Annotated in this window: 25 protein-coding genes; 5 read left to right on the top strand and 20 right to left on the bottom strand. The window is 65.4% G+C overall.

Features of this window, described 5'->3' with window-relative positions:
- Positions 1-12: 12 nt before the first annotated feature.
- From G473_RS0109235 to G473_RS0109225, 3 genes are read left to right on the top strand one after another with little or no spacing between them, the layout of a single operon-like run.
- Complete coding sequence (locus G473_RS0109235; RefSeq protein ID WP_029012867.1) at positions 13-483, top strand: MarR family winged helix-turn-helix transcriptional regulator; 471 nt, start codon at positions 13-15, stop codon at positions 481-483.
- The gene (locus tag G473_RS0109230; RefSeq protein WP_210163270.1) at positions 476-1,567 is read left to right on the top strand and encodes an HlyD family secretion protein; all 1,092 of its coding nucleotides are present in this window, start codon (positions 476-478) and stop codon (positions 1,565-1,567) included. The genes G473_RS0109235 and G473_RS0109230 overlap by 8 nt, the downstream gene beginning before the upstream one ends.
- 12 nt (positions 1,568-1,579) lie before the next feature.
- A complete protein-coding gene (locus tag G473_RS0109225; RefSeq protein ID WP_029012865.1) occupies positions 1,580-3,100 on the top strand; it encodes a DHA2 family efflux MFS transporter permease subunit in 1,521 nt (506 codons plus the stop codon).
- Between the two features lie 4 nt (positions 3,101-3,104).
- Here G473_RS0109225 and G473_RS26010 read toward each other — a convergent pair whose 3' ends face one another.
- The 12 genes from G473_RS26010 to cobA form a co-directional block, all read right to left on the bottom strand.
- Positions 3,105-3,665, bottom strand: a complete 561-nt coding sequence (locus tag G473_RS26010) for a biliverdin-producing heme oxygenase (protein ID WP_051330083.1) — start codon at positions 3,663-3,665, stop codon at positions 3,105-3,107.
- Complete coding sequence (locus G473_RS26005) at positions 3,662-5,056, bottom strand: HWE histidine kinase domain-containing protein (RefSeq protein ID WP_051330082.1); 1,395 nt, start codon at positions 5,054-5,056, stop codon at positions 3,662-3,664. Before G473_RS26005 ends, G473_RS26010 begins: the two co-directional genes overlap by 4 nt.
- Positions 5,053-5,505 carry a response regulator gene (locus tag G473_RS0109210; RefSeq protein WP_029012864.1) on the bottom strand — a complete coding sequence of 151 codons (453 nt, stop codon included), beginning with the start codon at positions 5,503-5,505 and terminating at the stop codon, positions 5,053-5,055. The genes G473_RS26005 and G473_RS0109210 overlap by 4 nt, the downstream gene beginning before the upstream one ends.
- Positions 5,506-7,749 carry an ATP-binding protein gene (locus G473_RS0109205; protein ID WP_029012863.1) on the bottom strand — a complete coding sequence of 748 codons (2,244 nt, stop codon included), beginning with the start codon at positions 7,747-7,749 and terminating at the stop codon, positions 5,506-5,508.
- 215 nt (positions 7,750-7,964) lie between these two features.
- Positions 7,965-8,978 (bottom strand): cytochrome d ubiquinol oxidase subunit II, encoded by a 1,014-nt coding sequence (locus tag G473_RS0109200; RefSeq protein ID WP_029012862.1) that lies wholly within the window; start codon positions 8,976-8,978, stop codon positions 7,965-7,967.
- Between the two features lie 10 nt (positions 8,979-8,988).
- Entirely contained in the window at positions 8,989-10,353 is a 1,365-nt protein-coding gene (locus G473_RS26000; protein ID WP_051330081.1) for a cytochrome ubiquinol oxidase subunit I, read from the bottom strand.
- A gap of 3 nt (positions 10,354-10,356) precedes the next feature.
- Entirely contained in the window at positions 10,357-10,941 is a 585-nt protein-coding gene (locus G473_RS0109190) for a GbsR/MarR family transcriptional regulator (protein WP_029012861.1), read from the bottom strand.
- 125 nt (positions 10,942-11,066) lie between these two features.
- Complete coding sequence (locus tag G473_RS0109185) at positions 11,067-11,975, bottom strand: substrate-binding periplasmic protein (RefSeq protein WP_084437840.1); 909 nt, start codon at positions 11,973-11,975, stop codon at positions 11,067-11,069.
- Between the two features lie 133 nt (positions 11,976-12,108).
- Positions 12,109-12,462: a hypothetical protein gene (locus tag G473_RS0109180; RefSeq protein WP_029012859.1), complete on the bottom strand. Its 354-nt coding sequence runs from the start codon at positions 12,460-12,462 to the stop codon at positions 12,109-12,111.
- A gap of 130 nt (positions 12,463-12,592) precedes the next feature.
- Positions 12,593-13,681, bottom strand: a complete 1,089-nt coding sequence (locus tag G473_RS30260; protein WP_029012858.1) for an aromatic ring-hydroxylating oxygenase subunit alpha — start codon at positions 13,679-13,681, stop codon at positions 12,593-12,595.
- An 80-nt stretch (positions 13,682-13,761) separates the two neighbouring features.
- Positions 13,762-15,075, bottom strand: a complete 1,314-nt coding sequence (locus tag G473_RS0109170; protein ID WP_029012857.1) for a cobyrinic acid a,c-diamide synthase CobB — start codon at positions 15,073-15,075, stop codon at positions 13,762-13,764.
- Entirely contained in the window at positions 15,072-15,860 is a 789-nt protein-coding gene (gene cobA / locus G473_RS0109165; RefSeq protein ID WP_051330080.1) for a uroporphyrinogen-III C-methyltransferase, read from the bottom strand. The genes G473_RS0109170 and cobA overlap by 4 nt, the downstream gene beginning before the upstream one ends.
- 50 nt (positions 15,861-15,910) lie before the next feature.
- Here cobA and G473_RS0109160 point away from each other — a divergent pair, with 50 nt between their 5' ends.
- Entirely contained in the window at positions 15,911-17,026 is a 1,116-nt protein-coding gene (locus G473_RS0109160) for a cobalt-precorrin-5B (C(1))-methyltransferase (protein ID WP_084437836.1), read from the top strand.
- Here the strand turns inward: G473_RS0109160 and cobM are convergent.
- Genes cobM through cbiE form a run of 3 tightly spaced genes read right to left on the bottom strand, consistent with a single transcriptional unit; the run spans position 16,996 to position 19,431 of the window.
- Positions 16,996-17,769, bottom strand: coding sequence for a precorrin-4 C(11)-methyltransferase (gene cobM / locus G473_RS0109155; RefSeq protein WP_035706512.1), 774 nt, complete (start codon positions 17,767-17,769; stop codon positions 16,996-16,998). The two genes, G473_RS0109160 and cobM, sit on opposite strands and share 31 nt — an antisense overlap.
- Complete coding sequence (locus G473_RS0109150) at positions 17,762-18,175, bottom strand: cobalamin biosynthesis protein (RefSeq protein ID WP_029012853.1); 414 nt, start codon at positions 18,173-18,175, stop codon at positions 17,762-17,764. The genes cobM and G473_RS0109150 overlap by 8 nt, the downstream gene beginning before the upstream one ends.
- Positions 18,169-19,431, bottom strand: coding sequence for a precorrin-6y C5,15-methyltransferase (decarboxylating) subunit CbiE (cbiE, locus tag G473_RS25995; protein WP_084437832.1), 1,263 nt, complete (start codon positions 19,429-19,431; stop codon positions 18,169-18,171). Before cbiE ends, G473_RS0109150 begins: the two co-directional genes overlap by 7 nt.
- On the opposite strand from cbiE, the gene G473_RS25990 reads away from it, so the two are divergent.
- The gene (locus G473_RS25990; RefSeq protein WP_245580023.1) at positions 19,431-20,228 is read left to right on the top strand and encodes a cobalt-precorrin-6A reductase; all 798 of its coding nucleotides are present in this window, start codon (positions 19,431-19,433) and stop codon (positions 20,226-20,228) included. The genes cbiE and G473_RS25990 overlap by 1 nt on opposite strands.
- Here the strand turns inward: G473_RS25990 and G473_RS0109135 are convergent.
- The 5 genes from G473_RS0109135 to cobN are packed head-to-tail and all read right to left on the bottom strand — an operon-like array spanning position 20,198 to position 26,624.
- Positions 20,198-20,956 carry a precorrin-3B C(17)-methyltransferase gene (locus G473_RS0109135; RefSeq protein WP_029012852.1) on the bottom strand — a complete coding sequence of 253 codons (759 nt, stop codon included), beginning with the start codon at positions 20,954-20,956 and terminating at the stop codon, positions 20,198-20,200. The genes G473_RS25990 and G473_RS0109135 overlap by 31 nt on opposite strands.
- On the bottom strand, positions 20,953-21,681 hold the full coding sequence (locus G473_RS0109130) for a precorrin-2 C(20)-methyltransferase (RefSeq protein ID WP_029012851.1): 729 nt from the start codon (positions 21,679-21,681) through the stop codon (positions 20,953-20,955). The genes G473_RS0109135 and G473_RS0109130 overlap by 4 nt, the downstream gene beginning before the upstream one ends.
- Positions 21,678-22,307 (bottom strand): precorrin-8X methylmutase, encoded by a 630-nt coding sequence (locus tag G473_RS0109125; protein ID WP_035706403.1) that lies wholly within the window; start codon positions 22,305-22,307, stop codon positions 21,678-21,680. Before G473_RS0109125 ends, G473_RS0109130 begins: the two co-directional genes overlap by 4 nt.
- Positions 22,291-23,385, bottom strand: a complete 1,095-nt coding sequence (locus tag G473_RS0109120; RefSeq protein WP_029012849.1) for a hypothetical protein — start codon at positions 23,383-23,385, stop codon at positions 22,291-22,293. Before G473_RS0109120 ends, G473_RS0109125 begins: the two co-directional genes overlap by 17 nt.
- Positions 23,382-26,624 (bottom strand): cobaltochelatase subunit CobN, encoded by a 3,243-nt coding sequence (gene cobN / locus G473_RS25985; RefSeq protein ID WP_051330078.1) that lies wholly within the window; start codon positions 26,622-26,624, stop codon positions 23,382-23,384. The genes G473_RS0109120 and cobN overlap by 4 nt, the downstream gene beginning before the upstream one ends.

Raw genomic sequence — 26,624 nt, 5'->3', positions numbered from 1 at the left:
TAATATGTATGCATGTCTAATGATAGCCATCAATCCTTTGGCACCCTGCTGGTGGAGACATCCCGCCTGCTGGGGCGCCGTTTCGATCAGCAGGCCCGGCTGAGCGGCTCGACCCGCGCGCAATGGCACGCGATGTTCAAGCTATCCCGGCATGAAGGGCTGAAGCAGGCAGAGCTTGCCGACATGTTGGAGATCGAACCCATCACCCTGACCCGCATGCTGGATCGCATGGAAGAAGGCGGATGGGTGGAACGGCGGGCGGATCCCGGTGATCGCCGCAAACGCCTGCTGTTCCTGACCGACAAGGCCCGTGAGGCCATGGTGGAAATGCGGGCCCTGGCCCAGACGATTTATGACGACGCGTTGGCGGGGCTGACAGCGGTAGAAGCACAGGAACTGATGCGTCTGCTGCTGCGGGTCAGGGAGAACCTGTCCGCCCCGGCACCTGCCGTCCCTGCCGATGAGGGGAAATCCGATGAGTGACGTGACGATGACAACCGCATCCGCTTCGGGTGGCCGCCGGGCGCGGGCCCGCCGCCTGATCCTCATGGTTTCGGTGCCTTTGATCATGGTGGGTGCCGGGCTTTATGCCTGGGCGACCGGTGGTCGCTATGTCGGCACCGACAATGCCTATATCCAGCAGGACATGGTCAGCGTGGCGGCCGAGGTGTCCGGGCGGATCGTTACAGTGAATGTGCGGGAGAATGGCCCGGTCAAGCAGGGGCAGGTGCTGTTCGAAATCGATCCGGAACCGTTCCGGATCGCGCTGGCCCAGGCGGACGCCAATCTGGCCAATGCCCGGCTGGGGGTGGAACAGTTGCGAGCGACCTATTCGCAGGAGCGGGCCGCCCTGGAGGAAACAGAGCAGGCGCTGGATTACCGCCGCCGGGAATATGACCGCCAGTCCAAGCTGGCCGGGAATGGCTATGCCACGCAGGCCCGGCTGGACGAGGTGCGCAACGACCTGCGCGCGGCTGAACAAGGTGTGGCCAAGGCCCGGCAGGGCGTTGCGGCGGCGCTGGCCGGCCTGGGGGGCGATCCCGCCATCCCGACCGACCAGCATCCGTCCGTCATGCAGGCCCAGGCCGCCCGCGACCGCGCCGCGCTCGACCTTAACCGTACCCGTATTGTGGCGCCTGCCGATGGTATCGCCAGCCAGACCGACCGGCTGCGGGTTGGCCAATATATGGCCACCGGCCTGCCGGCCCTGAGCCTGGTGGAGACGGGCCATACCTATATTGAGGCGAATTACAAGGAAACCGACCTTACCCATATGAAGCCCGGCCAGACCGCGACGCTGGTGCTGGATGCCTATCCCGACCGTACATTGACGGCACAGGTGGAAAGTATCGGTGCCGGCACGGGGTCTGAGTTCTCTCTGCTGCCAGCCCAGAATGCCACCGGCAACTGGGTGAAGGTGGTGCAGCGCGTGCCGGTTCGGCTGAAGCTGGATAGTCCCGCCGCTGTGCCGCTGCGGGCCGGCCTGTCGGTCAATGTGGAAGTGGATACCGGCCACGCCCGTGGTTTCCCCGGCTTTGCGACCGCCCAGGCCGCCCCGGCCCGCTAAGGGGAGGTTGTTATGACCGGTGAGGTCAAACATCGTGGTCTGATCACGGTTTCCATCATGTTGGCGACCGTGATGCAGGTGCTGGACACCACCATCGCCAATGTGGCCCTGCCCAGTATGCAGGGCAGCCTGGGGGCGGCGCAGGATACCATCACCTGGGTTCTGACCTCCTACATCGTTGCCGCTGCCATTGTCACGCCGGTGACAGGATGGATGGCGGATCGCATCGGGCTGAAGCCCCTGTTCCTGGTATCGGTGGCGGGCTTCACCCTTGCCTCCATGCTGTGCGGCATCGCCACCAGCCTGGAGGAGATGGTTGCGTTCCGTGTGGCGCAAGGCGTCTTTGGCGCGGCCCTTGTGCCGCTGTCACAAACCGTGCTGCTGAACATCAATCCCAAGGAACGTCATGGGCAGGCCATGGCCATGTGGGGTGCCGGTATCATGGTGGGGCCCATCCTGGGGCCGACCTTGGGCGGCTGGCTGACCGAAACGCTGAACTGGCGTTGGGTTTTCTATATCAATGTGCCGGTGGGTATTCTTGCCTTTGTCGGCATGCTGATCTGGCTGCCAACTTCGCCCAAGCGGCAGCGCAGCTTCGACTTTTTCGGCTTTGCCATGCTCAGCCTAGCTGTCGGCGCCTTACAGATGATGCTGGACCGTGGCGAACAGCTCGACTGGTTCTCCGCCACGGAAATCTGGGTGGAACTGGCCCTGTCCATCGGGGCTTTCTGGGCCTTTGGCGTCCATATTATGACGGCGCGGCGTCCCTTCATTGAGCCGCGCATCCTACGGGACCGAAACCTTGCCACGGGTCTGGCCTTCATCTTCGTTGTCGGCATTATCGTGCTGGCCAGCATGGCTTTGCTGCCGCCGATGCTGCAAAGGCTGATGGGCTATCCGACCATTACCACCGGTATGGTAATCGCCCCCCGCGGGGTGGGGGTGATGGTGTCCATGCTGGTGGTGGGCCGGCTGATGCAGCGGATTGATACAAGGCTGCTGATTTTCCTGGGGCTGGCGCTTACGGCTTGGTCGTTGCACATGATGACGGAATTCACCATCGTCATGGACAAATGGCCGGTGATCCATTCCGGTATCATCCAGGGACTGGGGTTGGGGCTGATCTTCGTGCCGCTCAGCACCGTCGCCTTCGCCACCTTGCCACCGGCCGACCGCACGGACGCGGCCAGCCTTTTCAGTCTGATGCGCAATCTGGGCAGCAGCCTCGGCGTGTCCATTGTGACCACGGCGCTGGCCCATTTCACCCAGGTGAACCACGCAGAACTGGCCGAACATGTGACGCCGTTCCGTCCGCAGGTCGATCCGTTCCTGTCCATGGCCGGCGCCTATACGCCTGAACAATCATTGCAGATGATCAATGGCATTGTCACCCAGCAGGCGTCCATGATCGGTTACTTGAATGATTTCAAGATGATGATGATAGTGACCCTGGTGATGATCCCGTTGCTGCTCCTGTTGCGAAAGCCAGCAAAACCTTCACCCGGTGATGATCACCACGTGGTGGCGGAATAGCCGCTTATCCCAACCGCTGCCGCAGGAGGCTGAACGTCTCTGCGGCGGCGGCCACCGCCCGGTCGGCGGCTGTGCTTTCGGCGGGGACCAGAGCCAGTCTGGCCCGCATCGCCGCCCACATCGCACCATTCCGCGCCCCATAGCCCTGGAAATAGCGATAGCCATTGCCATCGGTCAGGCCTAAATGGCGCTCCAGATGGCGGGCAATGACCTGTCCGCCCAGGGTCGATCCCTCCATGACATAAAGCGATCCGAGTGCGGCATCCGCATCGGCCAATGCTGGCATCGGTCTTGCCGTCGGTGTCAGGTGGGGCAGACCGAAGAACGCCAGATCCTGCGCCAGAAGCGGCGTGCGGTCGCGTCCGGCCAGAAGGTCGCCTTCCGTACGCAGCAGCCCATGCGCCAGGGGCTGCCAATCGCACCAGAAAGCGTGGAACCGCTGGAGAAGCGTCTGATAATGCGCAAGGGTCAGCCCTGCATCCATCAGGGCCAGCGCGTCTTCCAGGGCCTTATGCTGCGGCTCGGTTTCCGTCCGTAAGCGGAACAATAAGGTACCATCATTCATTCTGTCTCTGTAACAACCCTTCGAACGACGGCATTTTGCGGAACATTCATCGCAACCTGTAATCCTTCCGGATCCCAAACGATCTCCACCTTGCCAGCCAGTTGGTGTTCCATATTCTGCCGGATGACCAATGTACCGAAGCCGCGGCGGGTGGGGGCGGCTGTGATGGGCGGGCCACCCTGCTCGTTCCATTCCACCGTCAGGCGCCGACCGTCATCGACAAGCGCCCAGCGGATGCTGACGGTGCCACCGGGCAGGGACAGGGCGCCATGTTTGGCGGCATTTGTCGCCAGCTCATGCAGGACCATGGCGAAGGCCTGGGCTGCCTCCGGCACCAGCAGGATGGAAGGGCCGGCAGCGTTGACGGAATTGGCGTAAGGGGCGATCTCCTCATGCACCAGTTGGCGCAGTTCCGCCCCTTCCCAGCGGCTGCGGGCCAGCAGGGTGTGGGCGCGGGCCAGGGCGGCAATGCGCCCTTCAATCGTCTGCACGAAACTATCGCGTGACACCATGGGGGTCAGTCGCACCATGGCCAGCACGACGGCCAGCATGTTCTTGGCGCGATGATCCACCTCCTGCATCAGCAGGGCCTGACGTTCTTCCGCCTGCCGGCGTTCGGTCATGTCCAGGGTGATCCCGGCCATGCGCATGCCGGCTTCATGATAGGTGCCGCGCCCGCGGATCTGGACCCAGCGCATGCTGCCATCTGGCTGCGGAACGCGACACTCCACCGTCAGGTCGGACTGGCTGTTAAGCGCCGTCTCCACCGCATCCCTCACCCGTTGCAGGTCATCGGGATGGACCGCATCGCGGATTGTCTGCCGGGTCACCGTGCCTGGCTGCAGGCCTAAATGTTCGGCGCACATGTCTGAGATAGCGACAGTGCCTTTTTCGACATCCAGGTCCCAGCTTCCCAGACGGCTGGCATCCAGCACAAAACGCAGCCAGGCTTCGCTGGCTTTCAAGGCTTCTTCGGTTTCGCGATGCTGCTGGCGGCGCTTGGCCTCTGCCAAGGCCCGCAGAACAGCCGCCGGCAGGCGCTGCAGCCGCTGTTTACCAATAAAATCAACAGCGCCCCGCTGCATGGATTCCACCGCAACCTCTTCCCCCAGCACGCCGGAAACGAAGATGAAGGGGATATCCGGCACCTGTTCCTGTGCCAAAGCCAGCGCGCTATGCCCATCGAAAGAGGGCAGGGCATAATCGGACAGAATCAGATGATAATCTTTCTCTGTCAGCGCCTGAACATAACCTTGCCGGGTCATCACCCGGTCCAGAGTAAAAGTCAGGCCGGTTTCTGCCAGCCGTTCGCGCACTAATTCGGCATCGACGGCACTGTCTTCCACATGCAGAATGTTGATCGGGCTGGAACCCGCAACGGATGTTGTCATGGACCACCGGGAATGCGGGGGGGCGGCTCGTTCAGGACGGCCCAGAACATGCCAAGGTCGCGGATCGCAGCGAAAAATTCCTGAAAATCCACAGGCTTGACCACGAAGGCATTGACGCCGAGCTGGTAGGACCGCACCAGATCGCACTCCTCGCGGGAGGAGGTCAGCATCACCACGGGCAGGGCCCGCATCTGCGGGCTTCCTTTCAGCGCTTCCAATACCTGCAGCCCATCCACCTTGGGCAGCTTCAGGTCCAGCAGGACCACGGCAGGGTCTACCGTGTTGCGGCTGGCAAACCGCCCGCGACGGTGCAGATAATCCAGCGCTTCGGCCCCGTCGCGGGCAACCACGACATCATTCGCAAGGCCGCACCGTTCCAGGGCGGCCAGGGTCAGTTCGATATCCTTGGGATTGTCTTCGACCAATAAAATCGGTTTCAGGTCCGACATTCATTCCCCCTTCCAGCGTGGCAAGGTGAAAAAGAAGGATGCGCCTTTGCCTTCTTCGCCCTCAGCCCAAGTGCGGCCGCCATGGCGCTCAATGATACGGCGTACATTAGCCAAGCCAATGCCTGTGCCCTCGAATTCCTCGACATGGTGTAAACGTTGGAAAACGCCAAAAAGCTTATCCACATATGTCATGTCGAAGCCAACGCCATTGTCCCGGACCTCGAAACGGAGCAGATCACCCTCTTCACTCGCGCCTGGGACGGCGGTAACCGTGATCTCGGCCGGATCGCGATCACGGGTGAATTTGAGGGCGTTGGATAAGAGATTCTGCATCACCAGCCGGATCATGGCCGGATCGGCATAGACCTGACCCAGCGGCTCGACATTCCACCGGATTGACCGTCCATCCAGGTCGGTCATCAGCCGGTGGCGCGCTTCCTCCACCACATTATTCATGTCGGTTCGGCGCAGATGCAGGGCGGCCCGGCCCATCTGGGAGAAGCTGAGCAGATTATCCACCAGCGTACCGGCAGAGAAGGCGGCTTCGATTATGCTGTCGATATAATGCCGGCCTCGCGGGCTGACCCGGTCCCCTTCTCGTTCCCGCAACAGTTCGGCAAACCCGACAATGTGGCGGAAGGGCGCGCGAAGATCGTGGGACACGGAGTAGGAGAACGCCTCCAACTCCTTGTTGGACCGGCGCAACTCCGCTGTCAGGGCGGCCAATTCCTCTGCTTTGCGGAGGACGATTCCGACGATGGCGGAGCGCAGCTCCTGGGCGGCGGCCTTTTCTGCCTCGTCCCAGGGCAGGGAGGTCAGGCTGACGGTCTGCTTCCAAATGGCGAAGGATTTACGGGGGTGGATGCGTCCTTCCGCATCAATCGCCTTTTCTGGCTCACCACCCCATTTCACCGTTTGCACCACCTCAGGCCGGAACCACAGTACATAGGCCGGATGGATCTGCGAAATGCTGATGGCCAGGACGCCAGTTGCCTCATCCTTGAAACGTCCGGCTTCTTCCCATTCCTGGGGCAGACGGTCGGTGGTGTAAAGCTCGCGCTCTCCCTTTTCGACCAGCCAGTTGACCAGGGCATCAACCTCTTCACCGCTGGGGGCACGGCCCAGCAGGATGCGGTCGCCGCCGAACAGGATGGCGGCGCCCTGGGAATTGGTCAGACGCAACAGTTCCGATTCACTGCGCACCAGGCCATCAATGAACGTATCAGACTCCGCCATATGGGCCAGCAGTCGAACCTGGATGGACCGCAACTCATTCCGTCGCTCAGACTGGGCTACCCGTTCCCGGGCAGCAAGTTGGAGCGAAAGAACCTGCCCCAGATGATCGCAGGCGGCGCGGACATGGAACGGAATATGGAAAGGCGTGCTGTTGTGGCAGGTAATCAGTCCCCAAAGCCGGCCGTCGCACAGCAGCGATACCGACATGGACGCATAAGTCCCCATATTGCGCATATATTCCAGATGCACGGGTGAAACAGCGCGCAGTACCGATAAGCTCAGATCAAGCGGCTCCTGGCTATCCTCCGGCAAGCCCAGCAGCGGAACGGGGATGTAGGCGGCATCTGCGATCATTCGCAGCCGATTACGGCGATATAAGGCGCGGGCCTGGGCCGGAATGTCGGAGGAGGGGAAGCGCAGGTCCAGATAGGAGGAAAGCTGTTCGTTCCGATCCTCCGCCACAACGGTTCCGTGCCAATGATCGTCGAAACGATAGACCATCACCCGGTCGAAGCCTGTAATACGCCGTACTTCCCGCGCCGCCAGGTTGCAAAGCGCGCCTATATCGTCCTTCTGGTGCAATGTTTCGACGAAGGAGCGGACCAGCGGATAAACATCCTGGAATGAAGAGGGGGCGATCGCCTTTTCCTCTTCCATCTCCAAGATGATGAAATCACCGCTGCGATGCGTAATCGCATGAAATCTGCGGCCAGCGTCGGACAGGTGAAGGGCGACAAGGCGCATATAATGCGCCTGCCCTTCGGTAGTGGCGGCGATGGCCTCTACCAACTCTCCCGGCAGGTCCGGAAGGATATCGGTCAGCAGGCGTCCCAGCACCCGGTCGGGGGGCAGGTCGACATAATCGCCGATATTGGCGCTGACATGACGGATGCGAAGAGAATCCGATGACAATGCCAATAGAAAGCCAAATGGCTGGATACTACCGGGAATATGGATCGGCTCTCGCGCACAGGCGGAAAGGTCTGGAGGGGCAGGAGGGGAAGTCATGCACCTTTCCTGATGGCGACGATAAAGAATCCAGAAACTACCTTACTATTTTAAAGGTAGGGAAGCGATCTGGCCACTCGGCAGGTCCGAGGTTATTTGGACTAGTACAAAGGGTTTGAGGTCCGGGTAAAGTGGTTTCTTTATGATTGCTGAATATATCACAGCCGGACCGGCCCGATCCCGTGAAGCCAAAACGGAGGATCGGGCCGATTGCCTTAATGATAGGTCAGGATAGAGGCTTTGCCCCGGAAGACCCGATAGGCCAGGACGGTGTAACCGCCGATGAAAGGCAACACGATGCAGGCACCGATAAAGGTGATCAGCAGCGACTCCGGGGCCGCTGCCGCCTGCCAGATGGTAAGTTGATCCGGCACGACGAAGGGGAAGAAAGAGTAGGCGAGCCCGTGGAAGCCCAGCAGGAATATGCCCACTGCGCCGGCAAAGGGTGCCCAGGCGAGACGGTCACCCTGCAAGGGCATGCGGGGCAACAGAAAGGCCAGACCGGCAAACAGGATGGCTGTTGCCGCCGGGATCGGCATCAGCAGGAACAGGTTGGGCAGGCTGAACCATTTCTCAAAAATGCGGCTGCTGACCAAGGGCGTTGCCAGTGATACTGCCGCCATGCCTAAGGCGGCCAGCCAGAGGGTCAGTTGCGCCCAGCGGACGGCCCGTTTCTGCAAGGCGCCTTCCGTTTTCATCACCAGCCAGCCGGCCCCGATGAAGACATAGGCCGCCGCCAGGCAGACAGCCGTCAATAAAGAGAAGGCCTGCCCGCCCCACCCCTCTTCAAAGCCAAGGATATACTGGCCCAGCATATAGCCCTGTGCCAGGGAGGCCAGCAGGGAGCCGGCGATGAAAATCCGGGTCCACATTCCCTTATGCTCAGGATCGACCTTGACGCGGAATTCGAATGCCACGCCGCGCAGGATCAGGCCCAGCAGCATCAAGGCCACCGGAATGTACAGGGCGGTCAGCACGATGCCATGTGCGATGGGAAAGGCGACGAGAAGCAGCCCGATGCCCAGCACCAGCCAGGTCTCGTTCGCATCCCAGAAGGGACCGATGGAGGCCACCATCAGGTCGCGCTCCTCATCCCCGGCGGTCGCCATCAGCATGCCGACCCCCAGATCATAACCATCCAGGACAACATATATCAGGATGGCCAGCCCCATCAGGATGGCGAACGCCAGTGGCAGCCAGCCACCATCGGCCAGAAGTGACGCTTCCATGGGGTTTCTCCTATCGATCCTGGGTGACGGCGGCGACCACCGGATTGGCTTGCGGGGGTGCCGGGTCCGGGGGCAATGCCCCTGCGGCTGCCTTGCCGGCCAGCTTGAACAACACCGTGACATAGGCAGCCAGCAGCAGCACATAGAGGGCGAGATACATGACAAGTGTGCCGGCAATGGCGCCGCCAGCCACGTTGGATGCCGCGTCGGCCGTGGTCAGCACCCCGGTCACCAGCCAGGGCTGGCGCCCGATCTCCGTCACATACCAGCCGGCCAGTGTGGCGACCCAGCCGGCAAAGGTCATGCCGACCAGGGCGCGTGCCAGCCAGGGTGTCGGCTGCCCCCGCCGCCGCAACTGCCAGACCGCTGCCCAGGACACGACCAGCATCAACATGCCCACCCCGACCATGACACGGAAGGCGAAGAAAACCGGCTTCACAGGCGGATGCTTGCCTTCAAAATCCTTCAGGCCGGGGATCACCCCATCCGGATCATGGCGCAGGATGATGCTGCCCAGGGTGGGAATGCCGATCTCGAACCGGTTTTCCTGTGCCTGCTCGTCCGGCCAGGCGAACAGCAATAAGGGCATGCGCCCCTGCGTTTCCCAGTTGGCCTCAATGGCAGCGACCTTGGCGGGCTGGTGTTCCAGCGTATTGATACCGTGCATGTCGCCCACCAGGATCTGAACGGGGATCAGCACAGCGCCTAGGGTCACGCCCGTGCGGAGCGCGGCCATTACATCAGCGCCCCGATCGCCCCGCAGCCAGCGATAGGCCGACAAGCCGGCCACCAGGAAGGAGGCGGTCAGGAAGGATGCCAGCAGCATATGGCCCAGCCGATAGGGCATGGACGGATTGAAGAGGATGGCCAGCCAATCCGTTGCATGCACCACGCCGTCCCGGATTTCAAACCCGACCGGGGTCTGCATCCAACTGTTCAGAACCAGAATCCAGAAGGCGGAGAAGGTGGTGCCCAAGGCCACCAGGAAGGTGGCGGTGGTGTGCAGCCAATCCGGCACCCGGCCCGTGCCGAACAGCATGATCGACAGAAAGGTGGCTTCCAGGAAGAAGGCGGTCAGCACCTCGTAAGCCAGCAAGGGCCCGGCGACATTGCCCACCTTTTCCATGTAGCCCGGCCAGTTGGTGCCGAACTGGAAGGACATGGTGATGCCGGAGACGACCCCCAGTGCAAAGGAAAGCGCAAATACCTTCACGAACAGCCGGTAGGCGCCCATCCATTTCTGATCGCCCGTGGCATTGAAGCGCAGCTTGAAGAACAGCAGCACCCAACCCAGGGCGATGGTGATGGTGGGAAATAGGATGTGGAAGGAGATGTTGGCCGCGAACTGCATTCGCGCCAGAACGATCGCATCCATGGCTCAGGCCCTCTCTTTGGTGTCATCGCTCCGGCCGCGAGAGCCGGGCAGGCTGAACAGACGGTCCTTCACTTCCAGGATTTTCTGGACCTTGGCGCCCAGGCTCAGAAGCTGCACAAGACGTTCGGTCTCCAATCGTCGAACGTCATCATACCAGCCGGTTAACAGCTCGATCATCTCATGGGTTTCACGCATGCGTGCCTGTGCGTGCCGCTCCTCCTCGCTGGAGGGGTTTTGCATCAGGAGATCGCGCAGAACTGAAAGCGTCGGGTCCACCTCCCGTTTCTTGCGTTCCTCCGCCAGGGTCCGCACGATGGTCCACAGATCATCAGGCGTGGAGAAATAGTCGCGCCGGTCACCCGGCACATGCTGCAGGCGGACCAGGTTCCAGGCCTGCAACTCCTTCAACCCCATGGAGACGTTGGACCGGGAGAAGCCCAGCTTCTCTACCATGTCGTCGGCATTCAACGGCACGGGGCTGAGATAGAGCAGGGCATAGATCTGACCCACGGTGCGGCTGATGCCCCATCGGCTGCCCATCTCTCCAAAATGCAGCACGAAGGATTGGACAAGAGGTGGCAGGTTCATTTTTCCATCTTTCAGAAATTTCTGAAATTACATGGTGAACCGGATAAATAATCCATAGGGCATGCGGTCGCAGGCGCCGCCTGCCGCAGAGAATGGGGCTTTTCAGAAAAGGAAGGGGCCTGATATCAGCGTCTGGGGCCGATCAATGGCGGGGCAACGGCATGAGAGGCCGCTACGGTGCTTCTGGTCGATGGAATCCATTCGCCCAGCTTGAAGCGCCGTATCATCCCTTCCAGCCAGCGGGTCTGTTTCAGGGCCATGATGGCCCTGTCCACCTCCTCCACGCTGGCATTGCCAACCGGAGAGACGAGACAGGCGCGATTATGGGTCCCCAAAGTGATCCTCTCGGACCTTATAGCGTGGGACAGGGCCGGCTCGCGCGCCAGCGCATAGGACCAGGCCACCTCAGGGATGATGATCGCGTCAATACGGCCGGCAGTCAGCTTCCGGATATTGGCATCGGCATTCCGGGCATCTTCCCGGATCGCGATACCGGCATTGAACATCGTTTCCAGTGCCGGGGTGTAGAGATATCCCAGAACCGCGCCAACCCGTTTTCCCGACAGGCCCTCAAGGGTTGTCGGCCCCTCATGGTCGGCGGCGAAAAGGATGAGGTCCGTATCTGTGAAAAGGGTTTGCGTGAAGCTGGAGGCGTTGAAATTGGGATAAAAGGCAGGTGAGGCAAGGCAATAGAGGTCGATACTGCCGCTTATCAATTCCTGCGAGATCCGGTTGCGGGGCAGGTGTCTGAAAACGGCGCGGCGTCCCAATTGGCTTGCCAGGGCATTCCCCAGTTCAAACTGCACGCCGCCCTGCAATTCACCATTATGCACGATCCCGTAGGGTGCTTCGTTGAAATCGCCGAAGCCCAGGATAAGCAATGGATTCTCGGTACCGCGCGCAGGTGCGGCGGATATAAGAACAAGTAAACCCATACAAAACACTATGGCCATGCACGCAAAAAATGTAGAGACTTGCCTTTGCTCGTCTCCCGAAGCGCCATGGATGGCATTTCTAGTGTTGGCAACAAGCATAAGTTACAGTTTCACACACCTGTGGGATGGTTAACGCCAACGTAAGGAGAAATTTTGGCGCTGCTTCATACAAGTGCGTATCACAGTTTATTTGGGAATGGGTGTATTTTAATTTTTTGAATGGTTCTAGAAACTAACGGTGTGCAGTTGGCCGCTTGCTTCGCTTGTTGTTGCCCGCGACTGTCTCCAGATAGATCACCAGATTGAGGCTGCCGGCGATCACCTCTACGAACTTGTCGCCGCTGCTGGGCAGGCGGACACGCCGTTCGATGCAGTAATTAACCAGGGATGCGGCAAGTTCGGGTGCCGTGCGATGGACGTGGGCGCGCTGGCCGTCATCGGCTTCAACAACCAGTGTGGCGGATACCGGGTCTTCCGCCAGGTCCAGCGCGATGATGCGCCCGACGGGAAGCTTCGCCTTCTGCTTGCGCATCAGGTCGATGATTGCCTGGATCGATTCCCGCTCGGTAAAGCCGAGCGTGCGCATCTCCCGCACCCTGTATCCCCCGTTCCATCCCCTCGCCGGGGAGCAGGCCCTGGCGAAACCAGCCTGTCGTGCCGGGGACCGTTTTTCAAGCAAGACCGGTTGTGCGGAAGGACAGGTCGCGCTCATGTGCCTACCGTTCTGACCGCAGGCTGGCATGAAAATGCGCGATGCGATCCTCATTCGCGCCCAGCAGGGCGGGGCGGTCGGCGGCTGCCGTGCCCACCTGCACTTCCTCACAGATCGTCCGGTCTTCCGATAACAGCGTCTCGTTCAAGGCCTTCAGGTGCGTTTCCACCGCCTGGCGTGCTGCCCCGCCCGGCTTGGCCCCGCGTGCCAGACACAGACGATAGCGCAGGGTGAAGCGGCCGGGGGCCGTCGGCTCGAAGGTCTGGACGCTGATCATGCGTCCGGCGGTGACGCCAATGGCCAGATTGGGGAACAGCAGCAGATGGACATAATCGCTGAAGCCTTCAGCCGCCTGAAGGCCCAGCCGCTTACCCACCCCTTCCCACCAGCGGGTCGCTTCCGGCCGGATGCCGGCATAACCCAGGGAATGCACCCCTTCCGGCACCACCCGCCAGCTTCCATCCACCACGGTGCGGAAGCTGTCCGGATGGACGGCATCGACATGGTAGACCTCCAGCACATTCTCGATGCCGATCTTCCAATCCGCCTGCCAGGGCTGCGCAACTTCCGCGAACGGCGCCTCGAACGCGTCGGAAAGCTGGTGCAGCAGGGTAAGGTGTGGGCCCACGGCTGCTTCCAGCGTCGGGCCATCTGCTGCAATGCGGACAAAGACGAAGCGGCCGATCTGCGCCAGCGGGTAGCGGTGCAGAGCCAGCGCTTCCTTTTCCCCCCGGTCCAGGCCGAAACACTCCTTGTTGCCGGGGATGCCGCGCGGCACACCATCGCGGTCATAGGCCCAGCCGTGATAGGGGCAGCGCAGGGGGCCGGGCGTATCTTCCCCGCTTTCCGCTGACTTCAACCGGGCGAACCGGTGGGAGCAGATATTGCGGAAGGCCCGCAACTCCCCGTCCATATTGCGGATCAGCACGGGCTGGCCGGCGATCTGGCGGGTGATGAAGGCACCTTCCTGCGCCAGTGCATCCTGGAAGCCGACAAACTGCCAGTGCCGGGCGAACAGCCCGTCCCGCTCCCTGGCGAAGATATCGGGGGCAAGATAATCGGCAGGTGACAGGGCGGACTGGCGGGCGATCATGGCGGGAACCCCGGACCGGCGGGAGAGGTGATCTTCATCCGGGATAAACCGGGGTTGGGGCCGGGGCAAGGGGCCTTCTGTCACGCCTCCCGGCAGATCAGGTGCAGGAAGCTGCCGCTGACCAGCCCGCGCACGCCGCCCGCCCCGCCCAGATCCTTCCCCGTCGCATCCCACAGCCGGCATAGCGGCAGATCGGTGCCGGCATCGGTAACGCTGGCATAATGGAATTCATGCCCCCGCAGCATCGACCCTGCTGCGCCCAGCACACCACCATGCAGCAGGCTCGCCCGGCGATAGCCCAGGGCCAGCTTGCGCCGCTTGAAGCTGGTGGCATGGTCCAGCAGCCCAGCCATTGGATGGGACACGCCATCCGCATCCTCCAGCACAGCGCCCAACACCATATAGCCGCCGCACTCCCCATGGACAGGACGGCTGGCGGCAAAATCGCGCAGACCCGACAGGAAGCGGCTGGCGGCGGCGATCGTGCCGGCATGCAGTTCCGGATAACCGCCGGGCAGCCAGCAGGCATCGGCATCCTTGGGTGGTGCCTCGTCCGCCAGGGGGGAGAAAAAACAGATTTCCGCCCCCATCTCCCGCCACCCGGCCAGCATATGCGGATAGAGGAAGCTGAAGGCGGCATCCCGCGCCACGGCGATGCGCTGGCCCGGTGGTGGTGGCAACAGGGCATCGGCGCGCGGCGCGCTGGTGATGACCGGTGCAGCCCGTGTCAGCAGATCGTCCAGCGACACGGCATCCGCCAGACAGCGGCCCAGCCGGTTCAGCAGCGCATCAAGCCCTGCGATCTCTCCCGCCTGCACCAGTCCCAGATGCCGCTCCGGCACTGCCAGTTCCCCATCCCGGCGGATGGCGCCCAGCAGGGGCAGGCCGGCGCGGGCCACCCCTTCGGCCACCTGGGCCAGATGCCGGTCGCTGGCAACCCGGTTGACGATCACGCCGGCAATGTGCACCCGCGGATCGAACCGCGCCATGCCCAGCGCCACGGCGCCGGCGCTGTGCGACTGGCCGGACACATCCAGCACCAGTACCACCGGGATGCCGCAGCGTGCCGCCAGATCGGCCCCGGCCCCGCTGCGCCCTTCCGGTGCCGCGACCCCATCAAACAGGCCCATCGCCGCTTCCATCACCACCAGATCGGCATTGGCGGCCTGCCCGGCCAGCAGATGATCCACCAGGGCCGGCGGCATCGACCAGCCATCAAGGTTTACGCTGGGCTGGCCGGTGGCGACGGCATGGAACGCGGGGTCGATATAATCCGGCCCGATCTTGGCACCGGCCACCCGCAGCCCCTGGGCGCGGGCGGCGGCCATCAGGCCCAAGGTCACCAGGGTCTTGCCCGATCCGGACCGGGGGGCGGCGATGATCAGGGCTTTCATGTCGGGCTCCGCAGCAAGGTGGCGGCAATCTCACCAATCACGATGATGGCGGGCGCGCCGATGCCAGCATCCTCCGCCGTGGCGGCCAGGGCCTGCAGCGGGGCGGTCACCTGCCGCTGCCGGTCCGTGCCCACCCATTCAATCATCGCCGCTGACCGGTCCGGCGGCATGCCGCCGGCGATCAAGGCTGCGACGATCACGGGCAGGTTCTTCATCGCCATGTAAAGGATGATCGGCTGGTCCAGCCGGGCCAGGGCGGCCCAGTCGGGCGCGCCCTGATCTTCCGCCCCATGGCCGGTGGCCAGGACCAGGGACTGGTTGATGCCGCGCATCGTGCCAGGAATACCGGCCAGCGCCAGCGCCGCCAGCCCAGAGGACAGGCCCGGCAGCACGCGGAAGGGGATGCCGGCATCAATCAGTGCCGCCACCTCTTCGCCGCCCCGGCCAAAGATGAAAGGGTCACCCCCTTTCAGCCGCAGCACCCGCCGCCCTTCGCGCGCCAGGGCGATCAACCGGCTGGTAATGTCGGCTTGCTGGGCAGACGGCTTGCCGCCGCGCTTGCCGGCAAATTCCAGTACGGCACCCGGTCGCGCCAGGGTCAGCACCCTGTCATCGACCAACGCGTCATGCACGATCACATCGGCCTGTTGCAGGGCGGTGGCGACGGCCAGTGTCAGATGGGCCGGATCGCCCGGCCCGGCCCCGGCCAGCCAGACGCTACCAGGGTGGAAATCGGGGACGGTGCCGCCTTGCATGGCGGTCAGATGGCTTAAATGATCACTCATATCCGCGGCCCTTCGTGACCGGCTGGGGTTTTCGCGCTATAGCAGCGGCCATGATGGTTGACCCTGATGATCCGGCGGCCGGGCGTCCGCTGCGCCATGGCTGGACCACCGGCGCCTGCGCCACGGCGGCGGCGGCGGCGGCATATCGCGCGCTGCTGACCGGGCAGTTCCCCGATCCCGTGACCATCCGCCTGCCCGGCGGGCAGATGCCGGCCTTTGCCCTGGCCATGGAGAAGCTGGGCGATGGCATGGCCGAGGCCGGCGTGATCAAGGATGCGGGTGATGATCCCGATGTGACCCATGGCGCGCTGGTCTCGGCCCGGATCAGCCATGGCCCGCCCGGCAGCGGCATCTGTTTTGCCGCCGGCCCCGGCGTGGGCATGGTGACCCGCCCCGGCCTGCCCATCCCGCCGGGGGAACCCGCCATCAACCCCGTGCCCCGCCGCATGATGGTGGAGACGTTGACCGGGATTGCCGGCACCGGCACCCCGCCCGACCTGCGGGTGGAAATTGCCGTGGAAGGGGGGGAGGCCCTGGCCGCCCGCACACTGAATGGCCGGCTGGGCATTATCGGCGGCCTGTCCATCCTGGGCACGACCGGCATTGTCGTGCCCTATTCCTGCGCAGCCTGGATCGACAGTATCCATCGCGGCATTGATGTCGCCCGCGCGCTGGGCCTGGACCATATCGCCGCCAGCACGGGATCGGTATCGGAACAGGCTGTGCAGGCCCTTTATGGGCTGCCGGAAACGGCGCTGATCGATATGGGGGACTTTATTGGCGGGGTGTTGAAATATCTGCGCCGCCATCCGGTCCCGCGCCTGACCATTGCCGGCGGCGTCGCCAAAATGGCCAAGCTGGGCCAGGGGCTGATGGATCTGCATTCCAAGCGCGGACAGGTGGATATGCCAAGGCTGGCGCAGATCGCGGCGTCGGTCGGCTGTGATGCTGCCGCCGTGGCCGCCATCGCCAGTGCGGCGGGGGCGGGGGAGGCATTTGTCATTGCTGGCGACCATGCCCCGGCCATGGCCGACCGGCTGGCGCGGGACGCACGCGACGCGGCGGCGGCCAAGCTGGAGGGCAGTATAGTCGCGGTGGAAGTGGTGATGTTCGACCGGGCCGGTCGGATGGTCGCTCATGCCCCGTTCCCCGGCGTGGGGCGGTAGCGGCGGCGATAGTCAGGATCGTACAGCGCGCTTTCCCGGAAGTCGGTTGCCGCCAGGGCGGGGCCGATCAGGATCAGGGCCGACCGTTCCATGGGGGCTGCCTGCACCTTCGCCACAATATCGGCCAGGGTGCCGATGATGCGCCGTTCTTCCGGCCAGGAGGCACGGAAAATGACGGCCACGGCACAATCAGCACCGTAATAGGGCAGAACCTCCCCCACCACCTTTTCCAGCACATGCACGGCCAGATGCACGGCCAGCGTCGCGCCGGTGGCGGCATAGGCGGCCAGCGCCTCCCCGGCTGGCATGGCCGACGCCCGGCCTGACATGCGCGTCAGCACGACGGTCTGGGCCAGCCCCGGCACGGTCAGTTCGCGCCCCAAACTGGCGGCGGCGGCGGCGAAGGACGGCACACCCGGCGTCAGCGTATAGGGGATGCCCCGCCGTTCCAGCCGGCGGATTTGCTCCGCCACCGCGCTATAGATTGACAGGTCGCCGGAATGCAGCCGCGCCACATCCTGGCCGGCGGCATGGGCGCGGACAAATTCCGCCTCGATGGCATCCAGGTCCAGGGGGGCTGTATCGACCAGCCGGGCATCAGGCGGGCACCAGGACAGGATTTCCGGTGCCACGACGGACCCGGCATAAAGGCAGACCGGGCAGCGGCCCAGCAGGTCACGCCCGCGCACCGTGATCAGGTCGGCGGCACCGGGACCGGCACCGATAAAATGGACCTTAGCCATCCGCATTCCCTTTTCCATCCGGGGGCAGGGCGGCCAGCGCCACCACCACCGGCCCATCCACAAAACGGGGCCGCACCAGACAGGCCCCCGGCCCGGCAGCCAGCAGGGCTGCGGCTTCTGCCACCGATGGCAGGCCGATCTTTCCTGCCACGCGGGCGCTGGGCGCAGCCACAGGCTGAAGCGCCAGACTGTCCGCCGGCAGCAGGATCAGCGGCAGGCCCAGCCTGTTGGCCAGGGCGGCCAGCCCCACCTCATCCGCCTTGCCGTCCCAGCTTGCCAGCCGGCACAGATCGCCCCGTTCCCGCCCGGCATCACGCAAGGCACCATCCAGCGCCTGGGCCAGCCGGTCGGCATCGGTGCCGCGTCGGCAGCCGATGCCGGCGGTCAGGGTGGGGGTGCCTACCATGGCTTTTCCCACCGCCATTGCGTGATGGGCATGGCGGGTCGCCAGCCGGTCAGCGGGCCGACCGGGGCGGCCTGGGCCACGTCCAGCCGTATCAGGCTGCCGCCCTGGCTGGCATATTCGGCCAGCAACAGGGCCTCGGTTTCCAGCGTCACGGCATTGACCACCAGCCGCCCGCCCGGCACCAAAGCGGCACGGCACTGCGCCAGGATGCCGGCATCGGCCCCGCCACCGACAAACACGGCATCCGGTGGGGCCAAGCCTTCCAGCCCCGCCGGTGCCGCCGCCTCCACCAGCCGCAGGCCGGGCACGCCGAACCTTTCGGCATTGGCGCGGATATTGGTGGCCCGGTCGGGCCGCCTTTCCAGCGCGATGGCTTGTAGCGAGGGATCGCGCAAACACCATTCGATACTGACAGAGCCTGACCCCGCGCCAATATCCCACAGCAATTCCCCCCGTCGGGGGGCAAGGGCGGCCAGGGTCAGTGCCCGGATGGGCGCCTTGGTGATCTGCTTGTCATGCTGGAACCAGTCATCCGGCAGGCCGGGGGTCAGCCGGGGCAGGCGGGCACCGGGTTCGGCCCTCACCTCCAGCGCCAGCAGGTTCAGCGGATCGGCGCTGACGGACTGGAAGTCGAAGGCCCGCCCGTCCATCCGGCTTTCACGCGGGCCACCCAGCGCGCCGAACAGGGCCAGCCGCGTGGGGCCGAAGCCGTCGGCGCACAGCAGGCGGGCGATGGCAGCCGGGCTGTCGCCATCACTGGTCAGCACCAGCAGCCGCCGGCCTGGATGCAGCGCCGGGCGCAGCCGCGTGATCTCCTGCCCGTGCAGGCTGATGATGGCGGTCTCCCCCAAAGGCCAGCCCAGCCGTGCCGCCGCCAGGGCGGGGGCAGACGGGGCCGGGAAGGCAAGCCATTCCGACGGCGTCAGTGACCGGGCCAGGGTTGATCCCACGCCATGCAGGAACGGATCGCCCGATGCCAGCGCCGCCACCTGCCGACCGCGCGCGGCCAGCAGGGCGGTGATGCCATCGGCAAAGGGGCGCGGCCATTCCCGCTTTTCCCCAACAATCAGGTCACCGGCCAGATCCAGATGGCGTTTGCCGCCAAAGACCAGTGTGGCGGCGGCAAGGGCCCTGCGTGCTGCCTCTCCCAACCCTGGTGCCCCATCTTCCCCAATGCCGATGATGGACAGCCAGGGGGCGGGGGCGGCATCATCGCCGCCGCTTACGCGCTTTTCTTCCTGGAAGGATAAGTTCATTGCCCGTCCCCCCTTCTTCCATCCTGATCCTGGGCGGCACCATGGAGGCGCGGCGTCTGGCAGAGGCGTTGGCGCGGATGTCGGGCCTGCGGGTGGACCTGCGGGTGGAATTGTCGCTGGCCGGGCGCACCCAATCGCCCCGACCGCTGCCGGTGCCTGTGCGCATTGGTGGCTTTGGCGGGGCGTCGGGGTTGGCTGATTATCTGCGCCAGGGCGGTTTCCAGGCGCTGGTGGATGCCACGCACCCCTACGCGGCGCGGATTTCCGCCAATGCCGCAGCCGCCGCGCAAGCCACCGGCATCCCGCTTTATTCCCTGCACCGGCCCGGCTGGGCCCGTCAGGCGGGGGATGAATGGGTGGAGGTGGCGGACATTCCCGCCGGTGTGGCGGCGCTGGGCGATAAGCCTGCCCGTATCTTCGTCACCCTTGGCCGGCAGGAGGTGGCACCCCTGCTGGCGGCCCCCTGGCACCATTATCTGATCCGGTCGGTGGACCCGATTGACCCGCCGCTGCCCCTGCCGCATCTGGAAACGCTGCTGGATCGCGGGCCGTTTGATCTGGCCGCCGAGATCGACCTGCTGACTCGCGCCCGGATCGACATCATCCTGTCCAAGAATAGCGGCGGCGATGGTGCCGCGGCCAAGATCGACGCCGCCCGCCGGCTGGGCCTGCCCGTGATCATGGTGCAGCGACCGCACAAGCCGGCCGGCCTGCTGGCAAGCGATGTGCCGGGTCTGCTGACCCTGCTGGGCTTGGGGACTGACGATCATGACGCGGCGATGCTGCGCGGGGTATAGACCAGGGGTTCCCGCCCTGGCCGTTCCACCAGCTTTGTCTGGTCACTGCCGATCAGCACGCAGGTGGACATATCCACCTGGGTTGCATCGGCGCGGGCCAGATCGGTGAAGACCAGATTTTCATCGGGCCGGCCAACGGCGCGACCGAAAATCACCGGTACCGTACCGGGCAGCAGCGTGCGCAGCAGGGTGAAGGCGGCTTCCATCTGCCAGGGCCGGGCCTTGGAGCGGGGATTGTACAGGGCGATGACAAAGCCGCCTTCCGCCGCCGCGCGCAGGCGCCGTTCCACCACGGGCCAGGGCTTCAGATTGTCTGACAGGGACAGGGCGCAGAAATCATGCCCCAGCGGTGCCCCCACCCGCGCCGCCACGGCCAGCATGGCGGTGATACCGGGGATCACCTGGATATCCAGTGCCCGCCATGCGGGCGGGCCCTGTTCCACCTGCTCCACCACAGCCGCTGCCATGGCGAACACGCCGGGATCGCCGCCGGTCACCATGGCGACAGTCTCGCCCTGTGCCGTCAGGTCCAGCGCCTGGGCGGCGCGGGCCGCTTCCTCCCGGTTGTCGGTGGGCAGGATGGTTTGGCCGGGGCCGGGTGTCAGCCGGTTCAGATAGGGGCCATAGCCCAGCAGCCATTTTGCTTCGGCCAGGGCGGCTTTGGCTTCCGGCGTGATCTGCCGGTCAGGGCCGGGGCCCAGCCCGATGATGGTCAAGCGTCCCGTCATGACAGCCCCCGCCAGCCCGGCACCAGGATGATGGAGAAATAGGGGGCGGGCAGGGCGGGGTCACGTGCGGCCAGGGCCATCACCTTCTGGCCGGGCTGGCTGGCGCGTTCCACATAAAGTGCCTCGCCCAGCCGGCCCGCCTGTTCCAGCGCACGGCGGATCTTGGGCAGGTTGCCCCCCACTTTCATGATCACGGCGGCATCGGCCAGGGCCAGCCGTTCCGCCAGCTTGTCCTGGTCCAGCGTGCCGGGCAGCACGGCCAGCATATCATCGCCCTGGGCGATGGGCACACCGGCGGCAGCCCAGCAGGCGGCCATGCCGGTGACGCCGGGCACCACCTCTGCGCCAAAGCGCGGGGCCAGCCGCCGGTGCAGGTGCATGTAGGAACCGTAGAAAAGCGGGTCGCCTTCCGACAGCACCACCACATCGCGCCCGGCGGCCAGATGCACGGCCAGACGGCTGGCCGCTTCCTCGTAAAAGCCGGTGATGGCATCGCGATATTCCGGGCTGCCGCAGGGCAGTTCCGTTGTCACCGGATATGCCAGCTCTTCCATCACCACATCGGCGCGCAGCAGGTCCGCCACCGTGGTGCCGGCATTGCCCAGCCGCCCGGCCTTGCAGAAGCGTGCCACCACTGGCGCTTCCCGCAGCAGGCGGACGGCCTTGACGGTCATCAATTCCGGGTCACCGGGGCCGGTGCCCACGCCGTAAAGCCGTCCGCTCATGCTGCCAATCCCGCCAGCGCGTTGATACAGGCCGCCGTCATGGCGCTGCCCCCCAGCCGGCCCCGCACGGTCAGCCAGGGCAGGGCCAGGGGATGTTCGGCCAAAGCCTGTTTGGATTCCATGGCACCGACAAAGCCCACGGGCATGCCGATAATGGCGGCGGGCTTCGGGGCCCCCTGTTCCAGCATTTCCAGCAGGTGGAAAAGCGCGGTCGGCGCATTGCCGATGGCGATCACGGCCCCTTCCAGGTCAGGACGCCACAGTTCCAGCGCCGCAGCGGACCGGGTGGTGCCCAGCCGCTGGGCCAGGGCGGGCACCTCGCCATGGTGCAGGTGGCACAGCACCTTGTTGCCGGCGGGCAGCCGGGCGCGGGTGATGCCATGGTCCACCATCATCGCATCGCACAGGATGGGTGCCCCCCGGCGCAGGGCTTGGGCTGCGGCCAGTACGGCACCGGGGGCAAAGGCGATGTCGTGGGCGGCGGCCACCAGACCGCTGGCATGGATCATCCGCACGGCTACTTCGGCCTCAGGCTCGGTGAAGGCGGACAGGTCCGCCTCCGCCCGGATGATGGCGAAGGACTGGCGGTAGATCGCCGCCCCCTCCTTCTCATACGCATAGGCCATCGGCCTTCTCCCCCCGCAAGGCAAGGGCGGCGCGCAGCCGCCCGTCATGATCATTGGTGATGGCCCATCCCGTGGGCGTGGCGGCGGCGTGCGCGGTGCCATCGCGTGGTGCGCCACAGGCTTTCACACAGCCCGACAGGTGCAGCGACCCCAGGGCGGCATCGGTTGCAGCCAGGGTCTGGGCCAGCGTCCGCGTGGCCTGCAAGGCAGCGGCACAGCCCGGCGCGCCAATACAGGCGCTGATACCAAGGCGTGGATCGTTCCCGTCCACGGCCAGGAAATCCGGCCATTGCGATGGCACCGTTGCCGCAAACCACAGCGTCAGCCGCCGCCCTGCCGCCGGGCGCAGGCGCACCAGCCCCGGCAGGGCCAGCACGGCGCGCAGTTCCGCCACCGTCAGCGCGCCAAAGGCAGGGGCCGCCAGCGCGATGCTGCCCGTCACCGGCCCCAGCGGCAAAGCTGTGCCCGACGGCGGGGCCGGTAGGGTGGGGGATGGTGCCAGGGGGACGGCGCGGCTGCCGGCCTTTGCCAGACGGCGCAGCCAGTCCAGCGCTTGGGCTGCAATCTGATCGGCGGTGTCTTCCGCCACCCAGGACGGCCCCACCGCCAGCCGAACCCGGTCTTTTTCCACCCAGCGCAGGCGCAGGTCGGCGGCCAGATCATCCAGCCGCCCGGCAGCGTCCAGCGCCAGGGTTACCTTGGCTGGCAGGCCCGGCGGCAGGCCGGGCAGGTGGGGGGCGACACTTGCCGCTAGCGCGTGGCTATCGCCCCAGGCGTGCGGGTCGTCCAGGCCCAGCGGGTCGGTCGCCAGCACGGGGCTTTGTTCGGCAAAACCGGCGGCGGGCAGGGTTTCCGGCGCCAGGGCGGCCCCTTGGGCGGACAGGCCCCGGACCTGGATGCCGCCGCGCAGCGTCAGGTCCAGCAACCCATTGCCATGCTGTGCGGCAAAATCCGCCAGCACGGTCCAGGCTGATTTATCCAGCGGGGCGATGGGTGTCAGGCGCAGCAGCAGCCCATCGCCCGTTGCCATGGGCTGGGACAGGGTGGGGCACTCCCCACGGGGCTGATAGAGGCTCATGCGCTTTCCCTTTCCAGCCAGCGGGTCAGGGGCGACAGGTCATTGCGGCGGCACTGCCAGAGACCGGTCTGGCGTAAGCCGTCCAGCCGCTGCGCCATCGCTTTCCCGGCATCGGGATTCTCCCGTTCCAGAAAGGCGGCCACGTCCGTGTCGGCCAGATAGGCGTTGAACAGCAGGTCAAACAGATGGCTGTCCACTGCACGGGTGGCGCGGGCGAAATCGGCCAGTCGGTCCACCGCCTCCGCCATTTCAGCGCCCCCGCGCGGGCCGTGGCGCATCAGGGCGGCGACATGGCGGGGATGGGCGGCACGGCCACGCACGATGCGGGCCAGGGCGGCCCCCAGGGGCCGGGGTTGAGGCTTGTCGGGGCGGGTTGTGTCCAGCACCACCAGCCGCGCATCCGGTGCTGCCAGGGCAAAGCCACCAATAAAGGCAGCGTCGGCCCCGCCCTGCAACAGATCCCGGTGCGGATCGTCAGCGCTATGGACCAGCAGGTCGGCGGCGGCCACCTGCCGGGCAAAGGCACCGGGGGCCGGCACCATCGCGCCATCGGCCTTCAGCGCGAAGCCTGCGGCCTCCAGATAGGCTGCCGCCAGCTCGGCATCATCGGTATCTGCATCGGCCAGCATACCGTCGATGCCGCTGCCATAGCGACCGGGCGCGCAACTGAACAGGCGTAACATGCCATCGCCTGCCCGCCGGGCAGCGGCCAGGGGATTGTCACCGTCGGATTCATCCCGTTCCGCCACCGCCTGGATGGCACTGTCCAGCAGGGCAATCTGGGCGGGGAACAGGTCGCGGAACAGGCCGGATACCCGCAGCGTCACATCCACGCGCGGCCAGTCCAGCACGGCTGGCGGCAGGATTTCCACCCCCCGCACCCGTCCGGTGGCCGCCTCCCACAAGGGTTTGCAGCCCAGGAAGGCAAGGGCCTGGGCTACTTCCTCCCCCCCGGTGCGCAGGCCGGCGCTGCCCCACAGGTCCAGCACCAGATGGCGCGGCATGTCGCCCGTTTCCTGGATATGCTGGCGGATCACGGCGTCAGCCGCGCGGCGGCCTAGATCGAACGCGGTCTGTGTGGGCAGGGTGCGCGGGTCGCTGGTGAAAAGGTTGCGCCCGGTGGGCAGCACGTCACGCCGCCCGCGTGCCGGGGCCCCCGCCGGGCCGGGGGCCAGCCGCCGCCCGTCCAGGGCGGTCAGCAGCCCCAAGGCTTCCCCCCTGGCACTGGCCACGATGTCGGGTGCTGCATCCGGCGGGGCCTGCCCGTAGATATGCAGCCCGTCCTGCAGCGCCAGATCCTTGATATCGCACAGCCAGGCATCAATATGGCGCAGGGTTTCATCCGTATCGGCATCGGCGGGGGCACCGCATTCCGTCAGCAGGCCCTGGGCCTGCGCTTCCTCCACAATCAGGGCGGCCAGCCGGTTGCGGCGGCGTGGGTCTACGCCATCGGCCTGGGCAAATTCATCCACCAGCCGTTCCAGGGCGGCCAATGGCCCGGTCAGTGCCCCTTCCGCCAGGGGCGGGGGCAAATGGCCCGGCGTCACTGCCCCCAGCCGCCGCTTGGCCTGTGCCGCTTCCCCCGGATTGGTGATGATGAAAGGGTAGAGGACGGGCAGCGCATCCACCGCCAGTTCCGGGAAACAATCCGGCGTCAGCGCCACGGCCTTGCCCGGCAGCCATTCCAGCGTGCCATGGGCGCCCAGATGCACCAGCGCGTGCAGCCCCTGGCTTTGCAGCCAATGGCAAAAGGCCATCAACCCATGGCGCGGCGGTAGGGTGACATCATGATAATCCGCCCGGCGCTGGTCATGGCGGCCCCGCTCCGGCGGCAGGGCCAGCCAGTGTGGGCCGCAGGCCGTGGCGCGGAAATGGAAATGCCCATCGCGGAAGGTGGGATCATCTTCCGCCGGGCCCCAGGCCGCTTCCATCTTTGCGGCAGCGTCCGGATGGGCGGCCTGCCATTGCCGATATGCTGCCAAGGGCAGGCGGGCATCCGTGTCCCCGGCGATGATGGCATCCAGCAGGGCGCGGTCGGTGGCGGGCAGCGGGCAGGTGTCATAACCCTCATCCCCCAGCAGGGTGATGATGTGGCGCAGGCTGGCCGGCACATCCAGCCCCACGGCATAGGCTTCCCGCCCGCCGGCACCGGGATAATCCGGCAGCAGCAGGGCCAGCCGCCGCCCGTCCCGCGTGGTGCGGCGCAGGCGCAGCCAGCCCCGCAGCCGGGCGATAGCCCGTTCCAGCAATGCCAGTTCCGGGCGGCAGCCGGCCACGGCGGTGGCATCGCTTGCCTGCTTGAAGGCGATGGCCCCGGCCAGCACCCGCCCGTCAATTTCCGGCAGCACGACATGCATGGCCAGATCAGCCGGTCCCAGCCCGCGATCACCTGCCGCCCAGGCATCGCGCATGGTGGTGGCCTGAGCCAGATGCAGCAGGGGCGCATCGCCAAAGGGCAGGTCGGCACCGCCGCCAAAGGCGGTCAGCGTCACCACCAGATCGACCGTTCCGTCGTCGTAAGGGGCCAGATCCCGCGTCAGCCCCCCCGCCTTCAGGCTGGGCACGTAAAGCGCGGTGACGGCAATATCGGCGGCCACCAACCCGTCGATCAGCGCATCCACCGCCGCGACATCGCCGGCCATGACCTGCGACCGGTAGAGCAGAAGGGCGATATGCCCGGCAGCGCCCCGCCCGTCCCGGCGATAAAGCCCGACCATCGGCAAGGTCTGCGCAGGCGGTATCGCCGCCCCGTCACCGGCCAGCAGCCCCCCCAGCCCCACCACCAGCCCGGCGGCATTGGTGGCCCCGCCAGCGCGGAACAGGGCCAGCAACGCCGCCCCCTCCGCCACCGGCAGGGTGGAAAGCGCTGCAAGCCTGGGATCGTCGCGATCTTCCCCCGGCAGCAAAGCCAGCGGAATGCCCTTCTGCCGTGCCAATGCGGCCAGACTTTCCGCGCCATAGCGCCACCAGTCCAGCCCGCCCAGCACCCGCGCCACGATCAGTTTGGCGTGGCGGGCCGTGCGGTCCAGCCACAGATCGACCGACATCGGGTGCGCCAGCGCGCGCAGATTGACCATGCCCAGCCGCCACGCGGCACCAGATGCGGCATGGGCCGCACCCAGCGCGTTCAGATCACTGTCGGAAAAGGACAGGACCAGCACGTCTGCCACCGGCTGGGCAATATCGACTGCCGCCGATTGCTCATCCAGAAGGGCCGTGCCGGTGGCAAGCAGGTGCAT

Origin of the sequence: Niveispirillum irakense DSM 11586, assembly GCF_000429645.1 — a bacterium.
GTDB classification, from domain to species: Bacteria; Pseudomonadota; Alphaproteobacteria; order Azospirillales; family Azospirillaceae; genus Niveispirillum; species Niveispirillum irakense.
The sequence above is the reverse complement of the archived record's forward strand: the minus strand, read 5'-3'. Positions and strand labels throughout refer to the sequence as shown.

Coding starts and splice junctions, on each gene's coding strand:
- G473_RS0109235 (WP_029012867.1), top strand. CDS start 13: ATGTCTAATGATAGCCATCAATCCTTTGGCACCCTGCTGGTGGAGACA.
- G473_RS0109230 (WP_210163270.1), top strand. CDS start 476: ATGAGTGACGTGACGATGACAACCGCATCCGCTTCGGGTGGCCGCCGG.
- G473_RS0109225 (WP_029012865.1), top strand. CDS start 1,580: ATGACCGGTGAGGTCAAACATCGTGGTCTGATCACGGTTTCCATCATG.
- G473_RS26010 (WP_051330083.1), bottom strand. CDS start 3,665: ATGAATGATGGTACCTTATTGTTCCGCTTACGGACGGAAACCGAGCCG.
- G473_RS26005 (WP_051330082.1), bottom strand. CDS start 5,056: ATGACAACATCCGTTGCGGGTTCCAGCCCGATCAACATTCTGCATGTG.
- G473_RS0109210 (WP_029012864.1), bottom strand. CDS start 5,505: ATGTCGGACCTGAAACCGATTTTATTGGTCGAAGACAATCCCAAGGAT.
- G473_RS0109205 (WP_029012863.1), bottom strand. CDS start 7,749: ATGACTTCCCCTCCTGCCCCTCCAGACCTTTCCGCCTGTGCGCGAGAG.
- G473_RS0109200 (WP_029012862.1), bottom strand. CDS start 8,978: ATGGAAGCGTCACTTCTGGCCGATGGTGGCTGGCTGCCACTGGCGTTC.
- G473_RS26000 (WP_051330081.1), bottom strand. CDS start 10,353: ATGGATGCGATCGTTCTGGCGCGAATGCAGTTCGCGGCCAACATCTCC.
- G473_RS0109190 (WP_029012861.1), bottom strand. CDS start 10,941: ATGAACCTGCCACCTCTTGTCCAATCCTTCGTGCTGCATTTTGGAGAG.
- G473_RS0109185 (WP_084437840.1), bottom strand. CDS start 11,975: ATGCTTGTTGCCAACACTAGAAATGCCATCCATGGCGCTTCGGGAGAC.
- G473_RS0109180 (WP_029012859.1), bottom strand. CDS start 12,462: ATGCGCACGCTCGGCTTTACCGAGCGGGAATCGATCCAGGCAATCATC.
- G473_RS30260 (WP_029012858.1), bottom strand. CDS start 13,681: ATGATCGCCCGCCAGTCCGCCCTGTCACCTGCCGATTATCTTGCCCCC.
- G473_RS0109170 (WP_029012857.1), bottom strand. CDS start 15,075: ATGAAAGCCCTGATCATCGCCGCCCCCCGGTCCGGATCGGGCAAGACC.
- cobA (WP_051330080.1), bottom strand. CDS start 15,860: ATGAGTGATCATTTAAGCCATCTGACCGCCATGCAAGGCGGCACCGTC.
- G473_RS0109160 (WP_084437836.1), top strand. CDS start 15,911: ATGATGGTTGACCCTGATGATCCGGCGGCCGGGCGTCCGCTGCGCCAT.
- cobM (WP_035706512.1), bottom strand. CDS start 17,769: ATGGCTAAGGTCCATTTTATCGGTGCCGGTCCCGGTGCCGCCGACCTG.
- G473_RS0109150 (WP_029012853.1), bottom strand. CDS start 18,175: ATGGTAGGCACCCCCACCCTGACCGCCGGCATCGGCTGCCGACGCGGC.
- cbiE (WP_084437832.1), bottom strand. CDS start 19,431: ATGAACTTATCCTTCCAGGAAGAAAAGCGCGTAAGCGGCGGCGATGAT.
- G473_RS0109135 (WP_029012852.1), bottom strand. CDS start 20,956: ATGACGGGACGCTTGACCATCATCGGGCTGGGCCCCGGCCCTGACCGG.
- G473_RS0109130 (WP_029012851.1), bottom strand. CDS start 21,681: ATGAGCGGACGGCTTTACGGCGTGGGCACCGGCCCCGGTGACCCGGAA.
- G473_RS0109125 (WP_035706403.1), bottom strand. CDS start 22,307: ATGGCCTATGCGTATGAGAAGGAGGGGGCGGCGATCTACCGCCAGTCC.
- G473_RS0109120 (WP_029012849.1), bottom strand. CDS start 23,385: ATGAGCCTCTATCAGCCCCGTGGGGAGTGCCCCACCCTGTCCCAGCCC.
- cobN (WP_051330078.1), bottom strand. CDS start 26,624: ATGCACCTGCTTGCCACCGGCACGGCCCTTCTGGATGAGCAATCGGCG.